14 protein-coding genes and 1 pseudogene are annotated in these 16,527 nt (G+C 39.1%); 5 read left to right on the top strand and 10 right to left on the bottom strand.

Translation table 11 applies throughout. From position 1 onward, the window contains the following. Positions 1-209: hypothetical protein (locus AC2JBO_RS33355; RefSeq protein ID WP_496957928.1), on the top strand; the 209-nt coding region annotated here is incomplete at its 5' end. A gap of 626 nt (positions 210-835) precedes the next feature. Here AC2JBO_RS33355 and AC2JBO_RS33350 read toward each other — a convergent pair. The 4 genes and pseudogenes from AC2JBO_RS33350 to AC2JBO_RS33335 all read right to left on the bottom strand — a co-directional run bounded on the left by AC2JBO_RS33350 (position 836) and on the right by AC2JBO_RS33335 (position 5,743). Next, the gene (locus AC2JBO_RS33350) at positions 836-3,595 is read right to left on the bottom strand and encodes a PAS domain-containing protein (RefSeq protein ID WP_496957927.1); all 2,760 of its coding nucleotides are present in this window, start codon (positions 3,593-3,595) and stop codon (positions 836-838) included. Between the two features lie 412 nt (positions 3,596-4,007). After that, a pseudogene (locus tag AC2JBO_RS33345) lies at positions 4,008-4,115 on the bottom strand (GxxExxY protein); the annotation flags it as partial. After that, the gene (locus AC2JBO_RS33340) at positions 4,073-4,393 is read right to left on the bottom strand and encodes a two-partner secretion domain-containing protein (RefSeq protein WP_496957926.1); all 321 of its coding nucleotides are present in this window, start codon (positions 4,391-4,393) and stop codon (positions 4,073-4,075) included. The gene AC2JBO_RS33340 and the pseudogene AC2JBO_RS33345, both read right to left, overlap by 43 nt. Before the next feature lie 75 nt (positions 4,394-4,468). Continuing rightward, the gene (locus tag AC2JBO_RS33335; protein WP_496957925.1) at positions 4,469-5,743 is read right to left on the bottom strand and encodes a hypothetical protein; all 1,275 of its coding nucleotides are present in this window, start codon (positions 5,741-5,743) and stop codon (positions 4,469-4,471) included. Positions 5,744-6,033: 290 nt separating this feature from the next. On the opposite strand from AC2JBO_RS33335, the gene AC2JBO_RS33330 reads away from it, so the two are divergent. The 3 genes from AC2JBO_RS33330 (at position 6,034) to AC2JBO_RS33320 (ending at position 11,197) form a co-directional block, all read left to right on the top strand. Beyond that, on the top strand, positions 6,034-6,900 hold the full coding sequence (locus AC2JBO_RS33330; protein WP_496957924.1) for a Tab2/Atab2 family RNA-binding protein: 867 nt from the start codon (positions 6,034-6,036) through the stop codon (positions 6,898-6,900). 148 nt (positions 6,901-7,048) lie between these two features. After that, positions 7,049-8,368, top strand: a complete 1,320-nt coding sequence (locus AC2JBO_RS33325; protein WP_496957923.1) for a TldD/PmbA family protein — start codon at positions 7,049-7,051, stop codon at positions 8,366-8,368. A 90-nt stretch (positions 8,369-8,458) separates the two neighbouring features. Then, positions 8,459-11,197, top strand: a complete 2,739-nt coding sequence (locus AC2JBO_RS33320; RefSeq protein ID WP_496957922.1) for a chloride channel protein — start codon at positions 8,459-8,461, stop codon at positions 11,195-11,197. 351 nt (positions 11,198-11,548) lie between these two features. Here the strand turns inward: AC2JBO_RS33320 and AC2JBO_RS33315 are convergent, their stop codons facing one another. From AC2JBO_RS33315 to AC2JBO_RS33290, 6 genes are all read right to left on the bottom strand, one after another. Continuing rightward, positions 11,549-12,766, bottom strand: a complete 1,218-nt coding sequence (locus tag AC2JBO_RS33315) for an RNA-guided endonuclease InsQ/TnpB family protein (protein ID WP_496957929.1) — start codon at positions 12,764-12,766, stop codon at positions 11,549-11,551. Next, the gene (locus tag AC2JBO_RS33310) at positions 12,732-13,334 is read right to left on the bottom strand and encodes an IS607 family transposase (RefSeq protein ID WP_496957921.1); all 603 of its coding nucleotides are present in this window, start codon (positions 13,332-13,334) and stop codon (positions 12,732-12,734) included. Before AC2JBO_RS33310 ends, AC2JBO_RS33315 begins: the two co-directional genes overlap by 35 nt. A gap of 92 nt (positions 13,335-13,426) precedes the next feature. Next, the gene (locus AC2JBO_RS33305; protein WP_496957920.1) at positions 13,427-13,696 is read right to left on the bottom strand and encodes a WGxxGxxG family protein; all 270 of its coding nucleotides are present in this window, start codon (positions 13,694-13,696) and stop codon (positions 13,427-13,429) included. A 248-nt stretch (positions 13,697-13,944) separates the two neighbouring features. Beyond that, positions 13,945-14,706, bottom strand: a complete 762-nt coding sequence (locus tag AC2JBO_RS33300) for a glucose 1-dehydrogenase (protein ID WP_496957919.1) — start codon at positions 14,704-14,706, stop codon at positions 13,945-13,947. A gap of 26 nt (positions 14,707-14,732) precedes the next feature. Continuing rightward, positions 14,733-14,885: a lmo0937 family membrane protein gene (locus tag AC2JBO_RS33295; protein ID WP_496957918.1), complete on the bottom strand. Its 153-nt coding sequence runs from the start codon at positions 14,883-14,885 to the stop codon at positions 14,733-14,735. A gap of 165 nt (positions 14,886-15,050) precedes the next feature. Then, entirely contained in the window at positions 15,051-15,650 is a 600-nt protein-coding gene (locus AC2JBO_RS33290) for a hypothetical protein (RefSeq protein ID WP_496957917.1), read from the bottom strand. Positions 15,651-15,978: 328 nt separating this feature from the next. Here AC2JBO_RS33290 and AC2JBO_RS33285 point away from each other — a divergent pair, with 328 nt between their 5' ends. Beyond that, positions 15,979-16,434 (top strand): cupin domain-containing protein, encoded by a 456-nt coding sequence (locus tag AC2JBO_RS33285; RefSeq protein WP_496957916.1) that lies wholly within the window; start codon positions 15,979-15,981, stop codon positions 16,432-16,434. Positions 16,435-16,527: the final 93 nt, after the last annotated feature.

The raw sequence follows: 16,527 nt of genomic DNA, 5'->3' as shown, positions 1-16,527 counted from the left end.
ACGGCGCCGTTGAACAATTTTTTACTGCAATGCTCAACGAAGCCAACAATAAGCAGTACTATTCTAATGGAAATATTTTTGGTCTTGACAGAATGAATCCAATAGCCAAACCTTGGAAAATTGACCATAGCACAAATTGGGAAGCGGAACTGATACCAGAAGAAAGTAATGGCTCTTGGATATTAAAAGGCATTAAATCTAATCCCTAAAATATTAAACAATTGTGAGCTATTACTTTTTGTACATTCCTTTGGATTAATAATTTTTGCTTGGATGGTAGTTTTATCCAAGACTTTCTGATTGTGAAGTTGTTTAATCGCTAAATCAAGAGGATGATCTAGCATTTGCAAAGTGTTTTCTTCATCTATATAAATGATATCTATAATTAACCTATCAATCAAAATGTGAACCACGGTTCACATTTTTAGATTATTAAAGGGAAAAAACTGATAGGTAAAAGGGCTAAAAGGCTTGAAATTAATTATTTTCCCCTTTAACAAAAATCGCTTGATCCCAAAACCTACCTATATATCTATTTTTATGTATCACCAATAGTTATTAATTCATTACTATAGTATAATCAATTTAAAATTAAAGGTAAGGATTCAGGTCACACAAAAATCTCTACAATCGTTTACTGATAAAGGTTTTGGGAGATTAGCCGCAATTTTATATTCTCAATAAGAATTACGTAACGCCTATATTTTCGTGCCTTATTGCGACCAAAGGTATGTTAATAAGCGAAATTCAATTTTGAAACTGGCTCTGTGACTGGGTTTCAAACACCTGAATCCTTACAAAAACAGTTGAGCTATCGTTCCAAGTAACACTACAATTAAATAACCCAAAAATGTGCCTCCGACCCAATAACTAAATGTTTGATAGTAGCAACTAACTCCTCTGGAGCAACGGGTTTAGCTAAGTGTTTTTGAAATCCTGCTTTTAAAACTTGACGCTCATTGACTTCTCCAGCAAAGGCAGTTAATGCAATTGCTGGAACCTCCCGATACTGAGCGGGTAATTTAGTTCGGATTTGTTTGATTAACATATAGCCATCCATCTCTGCCATCCCGATGTCGCTAACAATTAAATCAGGTTGAACTTGTTGAAAAACATGTAGTGCCTCTATTGCGTTTAACATATTATAAGTCTTTGCACCTGCTTGTTCAAGAACAAAAGCAATAAAATTGAGCGAATCAATTTCATCATCAATAACAATAATTTTTAATCCAGCTAATGGTTCAGACTCTTGGGTGCAAGGTAAAGAAACGGTAGAATTATTTACGGGTTCTTTAACTTGCTTAAGTAGAGGTAACATAACAGTAAAAGTGGCGCCACTTCCTTCCCCTGCACTTTCTGCTTGAACTGTACCACCGTGAAGTTCGACGAGTTGGCGTACAATTGCTAATCCTAATCCTAATCCACCGAATTTACGTGTTGTGGCGCCATCTTCTTGGCGGAAATGCTCGAATACATAAGGTAAAAAGTCAGGACTAATACCCTTTCCTGTATCGATGACTTGAATTTTAGCAAAACTTTCGATTCGTGTTAATCGAACTTCCACTCGTCCCCCTTGAGGGGTAAATTTAATGGCGTTGGATAACAAATTCCAGACGATTTGCTGTAACCGTCCTGTATCGCCTAATACTTGTCCTACATTTGGGTCAGAGAAGGTTTGAAAATGAATATTTTTGGCTGATGCGGCTAATTGCACTGTTTCACAAGCAGCGATGATTATTGGCGCCAGAGTAACAGGTGCAACATTCAAAGTGAGTTTACCACGCAAAATACGAGAAACATCAAGTAAATCGTCTACTAATTGTGATTGTAGTTTGGCATTACGCTCGATACTTTTCAACGCCTCGGCAGCTTTAGTTGGATTTAACTTACCAGTTTGTAGCAGTTGCGACCAACCCAAGATAGGGTTGAGCGGTGTTCTCAGTTCATGAGACAGCACCGCTAAAAATTCGTCTTTAATACGGTTTGCTTGCTCAGATTCTTCTCGTGCCGCTTTTTCTTGTTGTAAAATACGTTCACGGTCACGCTCAAGCTGAACGCGCGCGGTAATATCATTAGATATGCCAATTAACCCAATTACTTCTCCAGCCTCGTTACGGTAAGGCGCCTTCATACCTAAAAATGTCCGAATTCCATCTGGAGATTCTTCAACCACTTCTGTTTGCCCGGACTTCATAATGCGTAAGTCGTTTTCCGTCACCACTGCTCCCAGTTCGGGGGATGGATAACATTCGCAATCACGTAACCCTATAACCTCAGCAGCAGATTTACCCAACACCTCAAGCGTAGCAGGATTTGCATAAATAATTCGCCCTTGTCGATCTTTAACGAAAATTGGGGTAGGCACCGACTCGTTAATTACATTTAAAATAGCATTCTTTTGTAGCAGTTCTTCTTCAGTGCGTTTACGCTCACTAATGTCAATCGAAATACCAACTAAACGCACAGGTTGACCATCAGAATTATAAAATATTTGACTGCGGGAATCAAAGCATTTTACACCTTCTACAGGATGATTAATCCGAAACTCAAAGGTGAGGGAGGTTTGTTGCTGCTCGAATGCTTGGCGAATAGTTGTAGTAACGAGTTCTCGATCTTCTTCTACAACAGTTGCCAACCAATTTTCATAAGTTGAGGGTATCGCTGCGTCAAGCCCATATAGGGTGTAATATTCTGGTGACCAATAAACGCTGTTACTTACCACATCCCAATCCCAAGTTCCAGCGTTGGCAGCAAGTTGAGCAATTCGTAATCGTTCTTCACTCTTACGCAAAAATTCTTGAGTCCGTTTAAGTTCGGTAACATCCATAAACGCAGCTACACAACCGCGAACAGCACCTTGTTTATCCGATAACGGAACTGCATTTACCCACCAATCAAACATCGCTCCATCCGAACGCACCAATTGAATCTCAACATCTCTAACAGGGGCGCCAGTAGCAGTAGCAAGCTGCATCGGCAGTTCTTCCCCTGGAATATCCTTACCATCGCGCAATTGTCTAAACGGTAAAATTTCGGCTTGCTCCCCGGTAGCAGAAACGTTAGCATCAGGTGGCACCGTCAACATTGATTGAGCAAACCCATTCGCACGAATTACCTGACACTCAGCATCGGAAGCAATTGCAATGCCAACAGGTACAGCATCAAGAATCGTTTGCATTTCATGAACTCGCTGTTCCAATTCTTGATTAAGCCTTTGAATTTCTGCCTCAGCAGCTTTTTGATATTCTTTCTCTAGCGCCTCTACATCAGCTTTTATCTCTGAAAACGTCGTGACTACAGCATAAGGAATTGATGTATTGATTTGAAATAAAGGGTGTGAATTTACATTTAACCATACCAAGTCCCCACTTGGCTGATAAAAACCCATCACAGTATTTAAGCAAGGTTGACCTGTTTGCAACGACACCATTGCCGGATGCGTCTCAACAGGAAAAGGAGAGCCATCTTCATGGATAGTTTGCCAAGGACAGTTTAGACAAGTCCATCCATATATTTGTTCAGTTGTTAACCCCAATCTTTTCTCAGCCTGAGCATTACACCCTTGAATCGAGCCATCTGCCAAGTGTAGAACCATTCCAATGTCCGTTTCTACCCTAAGCGAAGCGTACCTTCCAACAAAACTAGAACTCGTTGAAACAGAATTATTTTTAGAGTAGGAATCAGGCTTACATTGATTATACATTAGCTTCTAGCAACGAGACATATATCGTAAACTGATGAACGCCCTAATGGTGTCAAATTATTATATTATTACACCCAAGCATTTGCCATAGTATAGTTTACAAATCAATTATCGTCGCCCATCATCATTACAAAACCTTAGAACGGGTCAATCAAAATGTGAACCACGGTTCACATTTTATGACTAGGAGAGAAAAACTTACGGTGTCAAAAGCCTTTGTAGCATCCGTGTTCATCCATTGCTAACCCACCAAGAACAATGGCGCCATGACAGTTAAATAGTACATACTACTATACTTTAGATCTTAAAATTTTTCTATTTGAGCCAAATGAACATCTTCAAGTTGGATAACAGCCTTTATTTCCACCATTATATTATCTTCAACAATAAAATCTGCTCTACGTGTACCAATAATCTTCTGAGTAATATCAGAATATTTTGGACATTGATATCATTATTGAATAAAGCAGCGGCGCCAGTAGGTATAGAAAAAGATTTGAAGCTGTGGAATAAATTATTGCCTCGAAGTGTTCCTCCCTCAATAGTACAAATGCTGCACCCAGGAGTAACAATAGAATTTGTAGGTAGTGTAGTATCAGGAATAATTTGTGCGTTTGCAGTATTAGCAACTAACAACCAGTAAAAAGTAGTCTTCAATAACAGCTTAAACTTCCTGCTTAAAAATATCATACAAACATTTGAACCCTAATATACCTGATATTAGAATTCCCATGAAGTAGATGATACTAACAATAGATTTATGAGTTAATAGCGAACTGGTAATCCGGAATTAGGATACTGAGGTGCTACTGAGGGTTGTTGGACACTCGGATTTATCAAAGTTCCATTTCCAGCAGTATTATTTGGAGTAAAAGTTGTGTTTGACGTGTTAGGTGTGACTGTTGTGTTTATTGTCGTATTTACTGTTGATGTTGTTTGAGGTGTTAGAGTACTATTTGGCAAAGGTTGGGTATTATAACTGTTACTATTAAAATTAGTATACGTTTGTGGTTGAGTTGAATTAATACCCTTCAATTGATTATAAACAGCTTGCGCTCGACTTTGCGGTTGAGTTGGATTGGCGCCATTAAAACTATTATTACTATATACAGTTTGTGGTTGTAGTTGCGGTTGAGTTATAACTGGTTGAGCAAACTGTGTTTGTGTTGGTAGGGTATAATTTACAAATTGCGTTGTGGGTAGATTAGTCGGCAGATTAATAGATGAAACAAAAGGTTGTGCGAACCCTTGAGATAAGCTATTAATATTACTAGTAGTATTAATTAAATTAGCAGGCTGGTTAATAGCTTGATTACGGCTAATTGTTTGATTCAAAGGTGTTTGATTCAAAGATGTTTGTGAACTCAAAACCGTTTGGTTTTGCAGCTGATTGATAGATGATGATTGATTCAATATAGATTCTAAAGAATTTGCAGCTACTATTCTTTGTGTATAATTATTACTTTTGCCATTCTCTATTGTAGTTGAACTAGCTTGATTGGATGGATTGTAAGTATTTAATCCTGCAAACTGACTATTGCCATTACGCAAAGGATTGCCAAACTGCAATAAGTTTTCGGCTTGTGTCAAAAAAGGATTACTATATTTAAACGAAGGCGCCGCCTTTGAATCAACAGATGAATTAGTATTTAATTTAGTATCAGTTGAATTATTCTGATTCTTAATAGCTTCTTGCAAAGGGTTTTGATTACCCTCCCGTGGACGAAAAATTGGTTCGGGTGTATCAACTGTTGGTTCTGTACCCTGTCCCGAATCATGTTCCAAAATTGACAAGTTATCAATATCAGCAGCAATTGCGCGGTCTTCAGTGGATAATGTCGTCGAATTTAGTTGTGGTTGCGTTGCTACTGGTTTCGATTGTCCACTAGTTAAAATATTTGGACGCATCCAGAATTCCCGAATAGTCAGTCCAATAACGGATAAAAATATTGCAGTTCCCCAAAAACTAGGACGGGTTAGGTTCAACAATCTAGCTTTTAGGTAGCGAAAATACGGAGAAGAAAGACGACGATTTGACATAAGGATGGCAAAGGGTGAAAGAAGTAATGAAATATATCAAAATTTATAAAAATATCTTAAAAATATCTTAAAAATATATTCGCTCAAATCAATTAATAAACTGAATATTTGAGAAACATTGATTTTATCCTAGCCTAAGCGTAGGCATTTAGTCATCTGCTAGAGACATATATATTAAAAACTTCATGTTTTGCCCCTACTATAACTAACTGCCGCGTGCGCGCGCGTTTACCATTCCCTCGTATCATAGGAGATATAAGAAATGTAGCGATTTGGGACGTAGCAATTACATGGGCAGTATTTGGGAACTAGATTTTTACTCGCGTCCAATTTTGGATGAGAATCAGAAGAAGGTATGGGAGGTATTGATTTGTGAAAGTCCCTCGGTAAAGAGCGCAAACCCTGACTCTTTATTCCGTTTTGCAAAATACTGTCCTAGTACCCAGGTAAATTCGGGGTGGTTACGAACGGCAATTAATGAAGCAATCGAAAAAGCACCCAGTCCACCAGTTCGCATCCGCTTCTTCCGGCGCCAAATGAACAATATGATTACCAAAGCGTGTGTAGATGCAGAAATTCCCGTACAACCAAGTCGGCGAATTCTATTATTACACAAATGGTTACAACAGCGTATGGAAGAAGTGTATCCAAACGAACCAGGGTATCAAGGAGGTACAAATCCATCAGTACGTCTAGATGCTCCACTTCCGCAGCGTTTACCCGATGCATTAGAAAGTGAAAAATGGAGATTTGTCACATTAAATGGTAGTGACTTTACTGATATGTCCGAATGGGATATAGGTTTTGGAGAAGCATTCCCATTATCAATGATGGGGGTTGACGACTCTGGTTTAATTCCAGGTATCTTACTATTTTCAGGACGGTCACTACCATTAGCAGCTTGGATGTCAGGTTTAGAAATAGCTTCCTTAAGATTTGACGCAAACCTTGGTGACGGAAGACTAATACTAGAAACAGGCGCCACCGAGAGTTGGGTATTACTAAACATTCGCAGTTCAGAAATGCAAAACCAAGCATCCTCATTTGAAGAAGCGAAGCAAAAAGCCAACGGAGTTCATTTTCTTGGCATCCAGTCAAGCCCCCAATCAGAATCTTTTGCCGGATTTTGGCTTTTGCAAGAGGCCGTTCTACCGTAAAGTGGTTGAGGAGTAAAAAGTGCCAGAGTGCTGAGTAAGGTGCGTGACACTACTAGTTCATTGGTTTTATTTCACGACTGTTATGGTGTCACACACCCTACCTCCTAACTAAACACTCAGCACTCTGGCACTCAGCACTAAGACAAATATGGCGCCAAATAAATTTCCATCCTCACCACAACCAGAAGAACTTCTCTCTTTAGCAACTAAGTCAGGAGCTACCGCAGCAGAAGTATATCAGTCACGGTCATTATCTCGACCCGTGTTTTTTGAAGCAAATAGACTCAAACAAATAGAAACAAGTCAAGCGGAAGGTACTGTGCTGCGGTTGTGGCAAAATGGCTGTCCGGGACTTACCGTTGCACACGGTTCGGTTGAACCAAAAGCAATGGTCGAACGCGCGCTAGCTCTGAGTAAACTTAATTTCCCAGAAACTATAGAGTTGGCACAAAAAAGTAAACCTGTTTTCGGTGACATCGGTTCAGAAGTACCATTAGAGGTATTAGTAAGTTGGGGAAAAGAAGCTATTACAATTATTCGTGATGCTTATCCAGAGGTATTGTGTAACGGTGATTGGGAATGCGATACCGAAACTACTCGACTTGTAAATACCGAAGGTTTAGATTGTCACTATACTGATACCACGCTTTCTTGTTATCTTTCGGCTGAATGGGTAAGAGGTGAGGATTTTTTGAGTGTTTCGGATGGTCAAACTAAACGCGATAGCTTACATCCAGAAAAAGTAGCGCAACAAATTATACAAAGACTTGATTGGGCACGTGAAAATGTTGCTTGCGAGCGTGGACGGGCGCCAATTTTGTTTACATCAAAAGCAGCGGATATGTTATGGGGTACAGTACAATCAGCACTAAATAGTAAACACGTTTTAGAAAAAGCTTCGCCGTGGGTATCCCGAATTGATCAACCTGTTATTGATGCTCAGTTAACATTATATCAAGACCCACTTGCAGGCCCTTACAGTTGCCCGTTCGATGATGAAGGTACACCAACACAGTACAGAGTATTTGTTGAAAAAGGTGTATTAAAAAATTTTTATAGCGACCGCGCGACTGGACGGAGTTTGGGTATAGATAGTACAGGTAACGGCTTTCGTCCAAGTTTGAGTAGTTATCCCACTCCAGGTTTATTTAACTTTCTCGTTCAGCCTGGAACCATACCATTAGAGGAATTAATCACCAAGTTAGACTCTGGTTTAATTGTAGACCAAATGCTAGGAGGCGCCAGTGGTATATCGGGTGATTTTTCAGTCAACATAGATTTGGGCTACTATGTAAAAAATGGTGAAGTTACGGGTCGAATAAAAGATACTATGGTAACGGGTAATGTTTACACAGCCCTAAAGCAAGTCGTAGCTTTAGGTAATGATGCGGATTGGAACGGTTCGTGTTATACGCCCTCTATGATTGTTGAAGGATTATCAATTACGACTAAAGTTAGTAATGATTGATGATTATTTAGTTATTAGTTATTATTGAACGAACATTTGATTTTTGCTTATTTTTGCTTATTTTTGTTTACTGAACTATAAATTTAATTTATGGCTTCCCCGGTTTTGCCTCAACGGTTTCGCAATATGTTGCAACCGAGAAGAGGTTTAGCAATAGCAGAAGCTTCACTAATTGGACTAGTAGCCGCCCTTAGTGCGGTAATACTAAAATTAGGTTCGGGTGCGTTAGGAACATGGCGAGTACATACATCACATTTTTTACCAAGTTGGATAGCACTTCCATTAGTCGGCGCCAGCTTTGGTTTTATAGCAGGTTTACTTGTCGAACGATTAGCACCCGAAGCATCCGGTAGTGGAATTCCTCAAGTCAAAGCATCGCTCGCAAACTTTCCAATTAAACTATCATTAAAGATTGCCTGTGTAAAGCTTGTTAGCGCTATCATCGCCATCGGTTCGGGGTTAACACTTGGGCGCCAAGGTCCAACAGTACAAGTAGGCGCCGGACTTGCCGCAGCGTTAAGTCGCTTAGTTCCAACTTCACCCGACCATCGGCGCCAAATGATTGCAGCAGGAGCAGGTGCAGGACTTGCAGCAGCGTTTAACGCACCAATAGCAGGGGTTCTATTTATCGTCGAAGAATTACTCCAAGACCTATCTGGTCTCACCCTCGGAACCGCCATCATCGCCTCATTCATCGGTGGAGTTGTTTCAAGACTACTAGGTGGTGGCACTTTACAACTCAACCTCCAAGCCACTCAAAATTTAGACCAAAACATCAGCAGTTTTGTTCTCACTGATATTCCATTTTACCTACTTTTAGGTATTCTCGCAGGTGTTTTTGCGTCTTTTTTTAATCGAGGCTTAGTTTATAGTATTAAAATATACCGTAGGCTTCATATAAGTTTACCGCTGCGTGTGGCATTAGCAGGATTGTTTTCAGGAATTGTAATAGCCTTATTACCAGAATCATTCCGCGATAATACAGGTTTGCGTGAATTTGTTATTTTTACTAAATTACCAGATGCAGCACTAGCAACGCTTGTGTTTGTGGCGCAGTTTGTTCTTACCTTAGTGGCATTTGGTTCCGGCGCCCCAGGTGGGTTGTTCGCACCAAGTTTGATATTAGGCTCATGTTTAGGGCATATCGTTGGGGCACTTGAATATTATTCACTCGGAGCAAATTCAGTTCCAACGTTTGCTTTGGCAGGGATGGGAGCATTTTTTAGCGGTGTTTCCAAAGTTCCAATTACGGCAATAGTAATTGTTTTTGAAATGACAACCAACTTTACCTTGGTGCTGCCGTTAATGATTTGTTCAGTCACATCATATCTTGTTGCCGAAAAATTAGTGCCTGGGTCACTCTACGACAAACTTTTAAAATTAAACGGTATAGATATAGAACAAACAAAGGCGCCAGAAGGTGTTTTAACGAGGTTAACGGCAAGGGAAGTAATGCAAAGTCGTGTTGAATCGCTAGATGCAGATATAACGATAGAAGAAGCAATACAAGCGTTTTCACGGTCACACCATCGCGGTTTTCCAGTAGTTGAAGAATTCAAGTTAGTAGGGATTGTTACACAAAGCGATTTACTCAAAGTGCGTGAGTTAAATTTATCGTCTGATCAGGCATTAAGAGAAATCATGACGCTACAGCCAGTATCAGTGACACCCAAGCATAGTTTGAGCAATGTATTATATTTACTCGACCGCTATAAAATTAGTCGGCTACCAGTTGTCGAAGGGCGCCGACTAATTGGTATAATCACGCGCGCTGATATAATTCGTGCAGAAGCAGACCACCTCAACTGCAAAAACTCCACAGGTCCTGTATCCGAACCATCTTATGTTGTGTACCAAACACGTTCCCCTAGTATCGGAAGGGGTAGACTGTTATTACCAATAGCAAATCCTGAAACTGCTGCAACTCTGATAAAAATGGCTTTCGCTATCGCGCGCGAACGGCACTATGAAATCGAGTGTGTACAGACTATAATTGTATCTCGATACTCCGCACCATCAGAAAGCGAAGTTCGTACAGCAAAAAGTAGACGTTTACTACGTCAAGCCGAAGTATTAGGCAAAAAGTTAAAAATTCCTGTTCATACGCAAATTCGCGTAGCTCATGATGTCGCGAATGCAATTTTAGAAACCGTCAACGAACGCCACATAGACATTATATTAATGGGATGGAAAGGCAACACATCGACACCAGGACGCATATTTGGTAACGTTGTTGATACAGTAATTAGGCAAGCGAGTTGTGAAGTAGTGCTTGTGAAGCTAGGTGTAAGTAAAGAATATAAACCATCTAGTTTAAAATCAAAACTAATCAATGCTTCGATACGGGACTATATAAAGGTAGGCAAACCTCCAGTATTTTCCGAAGACTCCCTAATAATTCCCACACCTCATACTCCCGAACTTGAATTTAACAAATGGTTAGTACCAATGGCAGGGGGACCAAACGCTTGGTTAGCAATAAAATTATTACCTGCACTGGTGACATTAGGGGAAAACTCAAAAATACGTTTAACAAGAGTTTTTAAAACAAACGAAGACAAACCAGACATGAAGGTATTAGAGGAAGCTATTCGTCAACTTATTCGTAACCGAAAGCTTCACAGTACTGTCATCGCAGAACCAATAAGAGCAAACTCAGTTAGTGAAGGAGTAATAAACCTAGCAAACAAAGAACATTATGATGTAGTAATTATAGGCGCCTCGCGCGAAGGGTTATTACAGCAAGCCATAAATGGAAATATACCTGAAGCAATAGCATCAGGAGTTGAAAGTACAGTTATTTTAGTACGCGGCGCCGTTAATTTGTAACATTGGTTAGGTGGGCAGTGCCCACCCAGCCCTTTCAATGCGAATATTAGTACTAAAAGGTTGGCCTCAAATACATGTTCAATTAACCTCCTAAAAACAAGACTTGCGGCATATCCTTCAAAAAAATGAACAATATAAACGGCGCCATGTTGATCATTTTTGATATCCGAAGTGAGTAAATTGGGCCGATGACTAAAAAACCTAATTTGTGGTTAACGCAAGAATGTGGGTTTCAGGCGCCGATTTCATAGTACTCTAGTTCGCGTTGAAAGGGCTGGCACTGCCCACCCTACTAACGAACACGAGTACCAGTACCAACAGCATCACGGATGTCATTTAACCCGGTAAAAACTAGTAACAAGTACTAATTTCTACTATGTATTGGGGTACATCCTCCCCAGCCTCAACCGAAGTTGAAGCATTCGTTAAGTCGTTTAAAGACTTAATAAAAATGTTAATTGCACCATTCCAATCTCTAGGTAAGGAGTGTCCACAACTAGGACATTTAAACTTTTTATTTCCTCCCAGTTTTTCATGTACGTGACCACACTTAGAACAAGTTTTTGAAGTATACTCTTCAGTTACATCATGTACAACGCAACCTCGTTTGAGTGCGTGAAACTTAAGAGTTTGTTTGAACCTATAATGTGACCAAGTAAGCATGTTTCTGGCTGTTTTAGAAGTAATTTTTCTTTTCTTCTTCACAACCATTTTAGATGTCTCAAACGTGGGAAGAAAAATATGTTTATAGTTTTTAGTTAAGGCCACAGAAGCTTTATTATGAACTTCGTTAGTGAGAAACATAATCCGAGTTCTTATCGCTTCAGACTGTTTCCTCAATTTCCAACGTAACCGTTTATTACTTCTGCCCTTGGACTTTGCAATACTAGATTGTATTTTATCTAGACGTTGGCAGAGAATTACTATTTTAGATATTGAACCATTACCAATTTCTAAAATATTTTCTCCATCAAATCCTGTGAGGAAGGTTCTAACTCCTGGGTCTAACCCAATACAGTTTTTCTCGTTATTAACAACAAACTCAAATGGAACTGAAAAACAAATAAACCATCTACCTTTATCAACCAAGATAGTAAATTCTGATGGCATTTCTCCACATAAAGGTTCCGCAGGATTAATCTGTAAGTCCCTAATACGAACCGTTTTACCATTTGTCGATGCTTTGATTGTCGGATAATGAGTAAAACCAGCAACGCTCTTTTTATCACCTTTCCCTGAATAAAAAGCACCCCAGTATTTAGCTCCTATTCTTAAACTTTTAACTGGTTCGCGACATGATTTAAATCTGGGATTTGGCTTATTTTTTGTCGCGGTTTTAGAAAAAGCTATTTTGGCATCAAAAATTGCTTCTTCGCGCGGAGAATAAGGACACTCTGCAACCCAATCAGGACAAGATTTTAGGATAATATCTCTTAAATCGTACTGGGATGGTTGTTTTTCTCCTTTTACAAAACAGTCACGTTGATAAGCAATTGCTTGGTTATAACACCAACGACATGCCGCAAGCCATTTTCTATATACTAGTTTGAGATTCGTTTCCGGGTAAATCCTTATCTTCTTTGATTTTTTGTTTATACTTTTTAAGTCCGTATAACTTGGAACTGAAGACGTGGATAATTGCCAAGATGTCTTCGACAAATTCTCGTTCAGGAGACAAATCAATGCGGTTGAGAACCACGAGTTTTGTATTGTTTTGGATGCAGATGTAGTCGATGATTTCGATTCCAAACCTTGCGAGTCTGTCCTTATAACTGCATACAACTTGCTCGACATCTCCAGACAATATTTGTCCCAAAAGGGTTTGTAGACCTTTTCGTTTATAGTTGAGTCCACTTCCAATTTCTTTGATGACGCTTCCTCCTGGGAACAATGATTGGAGGTAGTCTGCTTGTCGGTTGAGGTCATCTCTCTGTTTATGGGAACTGACTCGGCAATAGAGATAGGTTGTTCGTTTTTTAAGTGCTTTTGGGTCAACGATGCTATCGATGTCGTATCTTCTGTGATTAGAGGGAGTTCTAATTGCACGTATTTTCCCGGATTTGTCCCAATCTCTGAGGGTCTTTTCTGAGACCTGGAGGATTTGCATTGCCTCACGTGGCGTGACATATCGAACCATATGAACCTAATTGACTACAGATTCACTCTATCACTTTCTTGCACTTATTTCCGGAAATTAACATTTCTTAGAACTTATTTTGGCATCTAGTACTAACGGTCATAAGCTACAGTTTCAACATTTTTCTTACTTCTGCGACTAAGTAAACCAAACAAACCAAGTAGACCCATTAGTCCCCAGTCACCATCTGCAAAATTATTATCAGTCGCGCGGTCAGCATTATTTACAGTACGTTCGGTTGTTGTGGTTGTATCTGTACCAGTACCTGTTTGAGCAGACGCGCGCATAGTGGCAGGTAAAGTAACCAAACTAGCAACCAACAAACTTGTTCCTACAAATTTAGAGACATTAGAGCGCTTCATGTTCAATTCCTCAACAAATAATATTTGTTTCAATTCATATGTAAAGGTTATTAAGTTTTGATTACTACAAAATCAGCCATCAGTCAGAGATATTAGTCAGCTTTAAGTTACATATCACAATTCTTGAATTTACGTTCATCGTAGGGTGCGTGACACCACCTACTATTGTAAAACGAAGCGCAGTGATAGTGGTGTCACGCACCTACAATCTGTTTGTAAGCAAGTCGGCGCCATAACAAGTATAATTTTTATTCAGAATAAATCATTTTTTTGGTCATTCCACCGTCAATAACAAAATTTTGACCAGTAATAAATGATGCAGCGCTACTAATTAAATACGCAATCATAGAAGCAATGTCCTCCGGTTGTCCAACTCGACCAGATGGATGTTGAAGGTGGTCGATATCTCGTAAATTAGGTTCTTGCTTTAAACTAGATTTACTCCAAGTCGTAACATCTATCCATCCGGGACTGATACAATTAACTCGAATATCTGAACCAAGACTTATAGCTAGAGCATGAGTAAGTGCAACAATACCTCCTTTAGAGGCAGCATAAGCTTCTGTATTTGGTTCCGACTGTAACGCGCGCGTTGATGCTATATTAACGATGGCGCCTTTTGAGTGGCGTAAATAAGGAACAGCATACTTTGACATCAGAAAATAACCAGTTAAGTTGGTTTCTATAACTTTATTCCAATCATTCAAAGATAAATGCTCTATTGGCGCATTGTTAGGATTTGAGATACCAGCATTGTTAATAAGTGCATCAATATGCTCATAATTTTTAATTGTTTTTTCAACACACTGATGCACAGAGTCCTCTTGAGAAACGTTTGTTTCAATAAATAATAAATTTTTTTGAAACTTATTAAACTCTTGTAAACATTCTTCACCAGCTTCAACATCAATATCAGCGATTACAACATTGTAATCGCTGTTTAATAAATATTCAGTGGTGCATTTACCAATTCCTTGGGCGCCACCTGTAACAATAACAGTCTTAGTCATTTTGTACAAACGAATATTGTTTGAATTTACACATCGCGTGCGCTAAAAAAGTTATAAATAGCAAGAGTAATGGCTAAAACTAACGCTATGTGAATAAGATTGCCTGCGATATTAAGTACTAAACCTAACACCCAGAAAGCAATCAGTAAACCAACAACGCCCCAAATAAGACTTATCATAAATTTTGTTTACATTGAATTTCCACAGCTTAGATATTCTAAATCGTTACCATAGCTGAGTTATATTCATCAAAATATAGATATTTCAATCTAAATCATCTACCTTTAGTGAGAGATGACTAAGATTGTATCAATTTGGTCTTTAAATGCTTTTCTTACTGCCTTTTACTCCTTATCTCTAAATATTGCAGCAATTTTGAGGATTTTATCCACACTAACGTCGTCCCACTGTACGGCTTTCAAGGCGCCTAAGTCAATAAAATACCGAGCTATCTCATCGTCATCAGGTAAGACTCGTCCAAACGTGCCTTGAACTTCAGCAGTACCATTAATACGCTTATATAGACTACCTTTGACTTTAAAAGTATACCCTCTTACTTCCTCAATCTTGGCTATCTCATATTTCCAGCGATTGTCTATATATATATAGTAGCGAACTAAATCACCATATTTTAGCTCTACTAACATAGAGGCCAGTTTACGCTCCATCGGCTTCAGTACTTTTGAATCATTGGGGTATGATTTACTTAAGTACTCCAGTTGTGATTTTAATGCTTTCTTCTCACTTTGGACACGCGCGTTTTCTATATCTGCCTCAGAAGTCTCAACAACGGAGATATTTTTTAGCTTTTTGCCGGCGCCGTTTTCGCTTTGAAACTTGATTAATGCAGCTTCGGCAGCGTCAATAGATTTAAACTGTTTAGCCTCAAAAAGTTCTACAGGATAATCAAGATATCTTTTACCCTTATTGATCACTTCGCTCAAATAGCAAATTTTCCCAGTTAATAAAGTTCCTTGGATAACGTACATAAAAGTTAAAGATACTAATTATCATCCCATACAAAGAGCCGTGAAACTTTCTGATTTTGGGAGCATCGAAATTGCTTTTCTATTGTACCATTTCCACGAATAACTGGAAATTTAAATTTTGAGCAATTGCATATCTTCCATACTCTAGGTATTATTATATACACATCTCTTATCTATGTGTCCTCTGTGTCATTACCAGCATTAGTACAGCTATTTAATAAACCTGAAGGTTGTTTTGCTGGTTGGCGCCCACGAGAAATGTTACAATAGGTGTTTGCCAAAAATGATAATTAATCCCGAAAATGTTCCTCAAAGAACTACTTCAAATTACCCCGAACAATTTCAATCACGAGTCGCTGGACGCATTAAACAGGCTCTAGGAAATGCAGCAGGAATCAAAAATTTTGGTATAAATTTAGTCCATCTTTTACCAGGGAGTTGTTCATCGCTTCGGCATTGGCATAGTAAGCAGGATGAATTTATATATGTAATTGAAGGTGAAATTACGTTGATAACCAATGCGGGAGAGCAAATATTAACACCAGGTATGATGGCAGGTTTTCCCGCAGGCGAGGCAGATGGACATCATTTGGCTAATAAGTCAAATCAAATAGTTGTGTATTTAGAAGTTGGTGATAGAACACCCAATGATGAAGCACATTATCCAGATGATGATTTAGTAGCCCAGGAGAGTGAAAACGGTTGGATTTTCTTGCATAAAGATGGTAGCAAATATTAATTGCAATCAACCACGCGGAAACTCAAATATCCAAAAACTAGGTCTTTGCCGGAGTCTCTGGCGCCATATAATTTATGTTTATTCCAAAAGTGG

It is taken from the genome of Calothrix sp. CBUCES-K 9914, from assembly GCF_059640475.1.
Note: the sequence above shows the minus strand (reverse complement) of the source record. Positions and strands in the feature narration are given on the sequence as shown.

What these genes read in the sequence shown, in the direction of transcription:
- AC2JBO_RS33335 (WP_496957925.1), bottom strand. Translation starts at nt 5,743, where the DNA reads ATGTCAAATCGTCGTCTTTCTTCTCCGTATTTTCGCTACCTAAAAGCT.
- AC2JBO_RS33310 (WP_496957921.1), bottom strand. Translation starts at nt 13,334, where the DNA reads ATGGTTCGATATGTCACGCCACGTGAGGCAATGCAAATCCTCCAGGTC.
- AC2JBO_RS33350 (WP_496957927.1), bottom strand. Translation starts at nt 3,595, where the DNA reads ATGGTTCTACACTTGGCAGATGGCTCGATTCAAGGGTGTAATGCTCAG.
- AC2JBO_RS33285 (WP_496957916.1), top strand. Translation starts at nt 15,979, where the DNA reads ATGATAATTAATCCCGAAAATGTTCCTCAAAGAACTACTTCAAATTAC.
- AC2JBO_RS33320 (WP_496957922.1), top strand. Translation starts at nt 8,459, where the DNA reads ATGGCTTCCCCGGTTTTGCCTCAACGGTTTCGCAATATGTTGCAACCG.
- AC2JBO_RS33340 (WP_496957926.1), bottom strand. Translation starts at nt 4,393, where the DNA reads ATGATATTTTTAAGCAGGAAGTTTAAGCTGTTATTGAAGACTACTTTT.
- AC2JBO_RS33330 (WP_496957924.1), top strand. Translation starts at nt 6,034, where the DNA reads ATGGGCAGTATTTGGGAACTAGATTTTTACTCGCGTCCAATTTTGGAT.
- AC2JBO_RS33300 (WP_496957919.1), bottom strand. Translation starts at nt 14,706, where the DNA reads ATGACTAAGACTGTTATTGTTACAGGTGGCGCCCAAGGAATTGGTAAA.
- AC2JBO_RS33305 (WP_496957920.1), bottom strand. Translation starts at nt 13,696, where the DNA reads ATGAAGCGCTCTAATGTCTCTAAATTTGTAGGAACAAGTTTGTTGGTT.
- AC2JBO_RS33295 (WP_496957918.1), bottom strand. Translation starts at nt 14,885, where the DNA reads ATGATAAGTCTTATTTGGGGCGTTGTTGGTTTACTGATTGCTTTCTGG.
- AC2JBO_RS33325 (WP_496957923.1), top strand. Translation starts at nt 7,049, where the DNA reads ATGGCGCCAAATAAATTTCCATCCTCACCACAACCAGAAGAACTTCTC.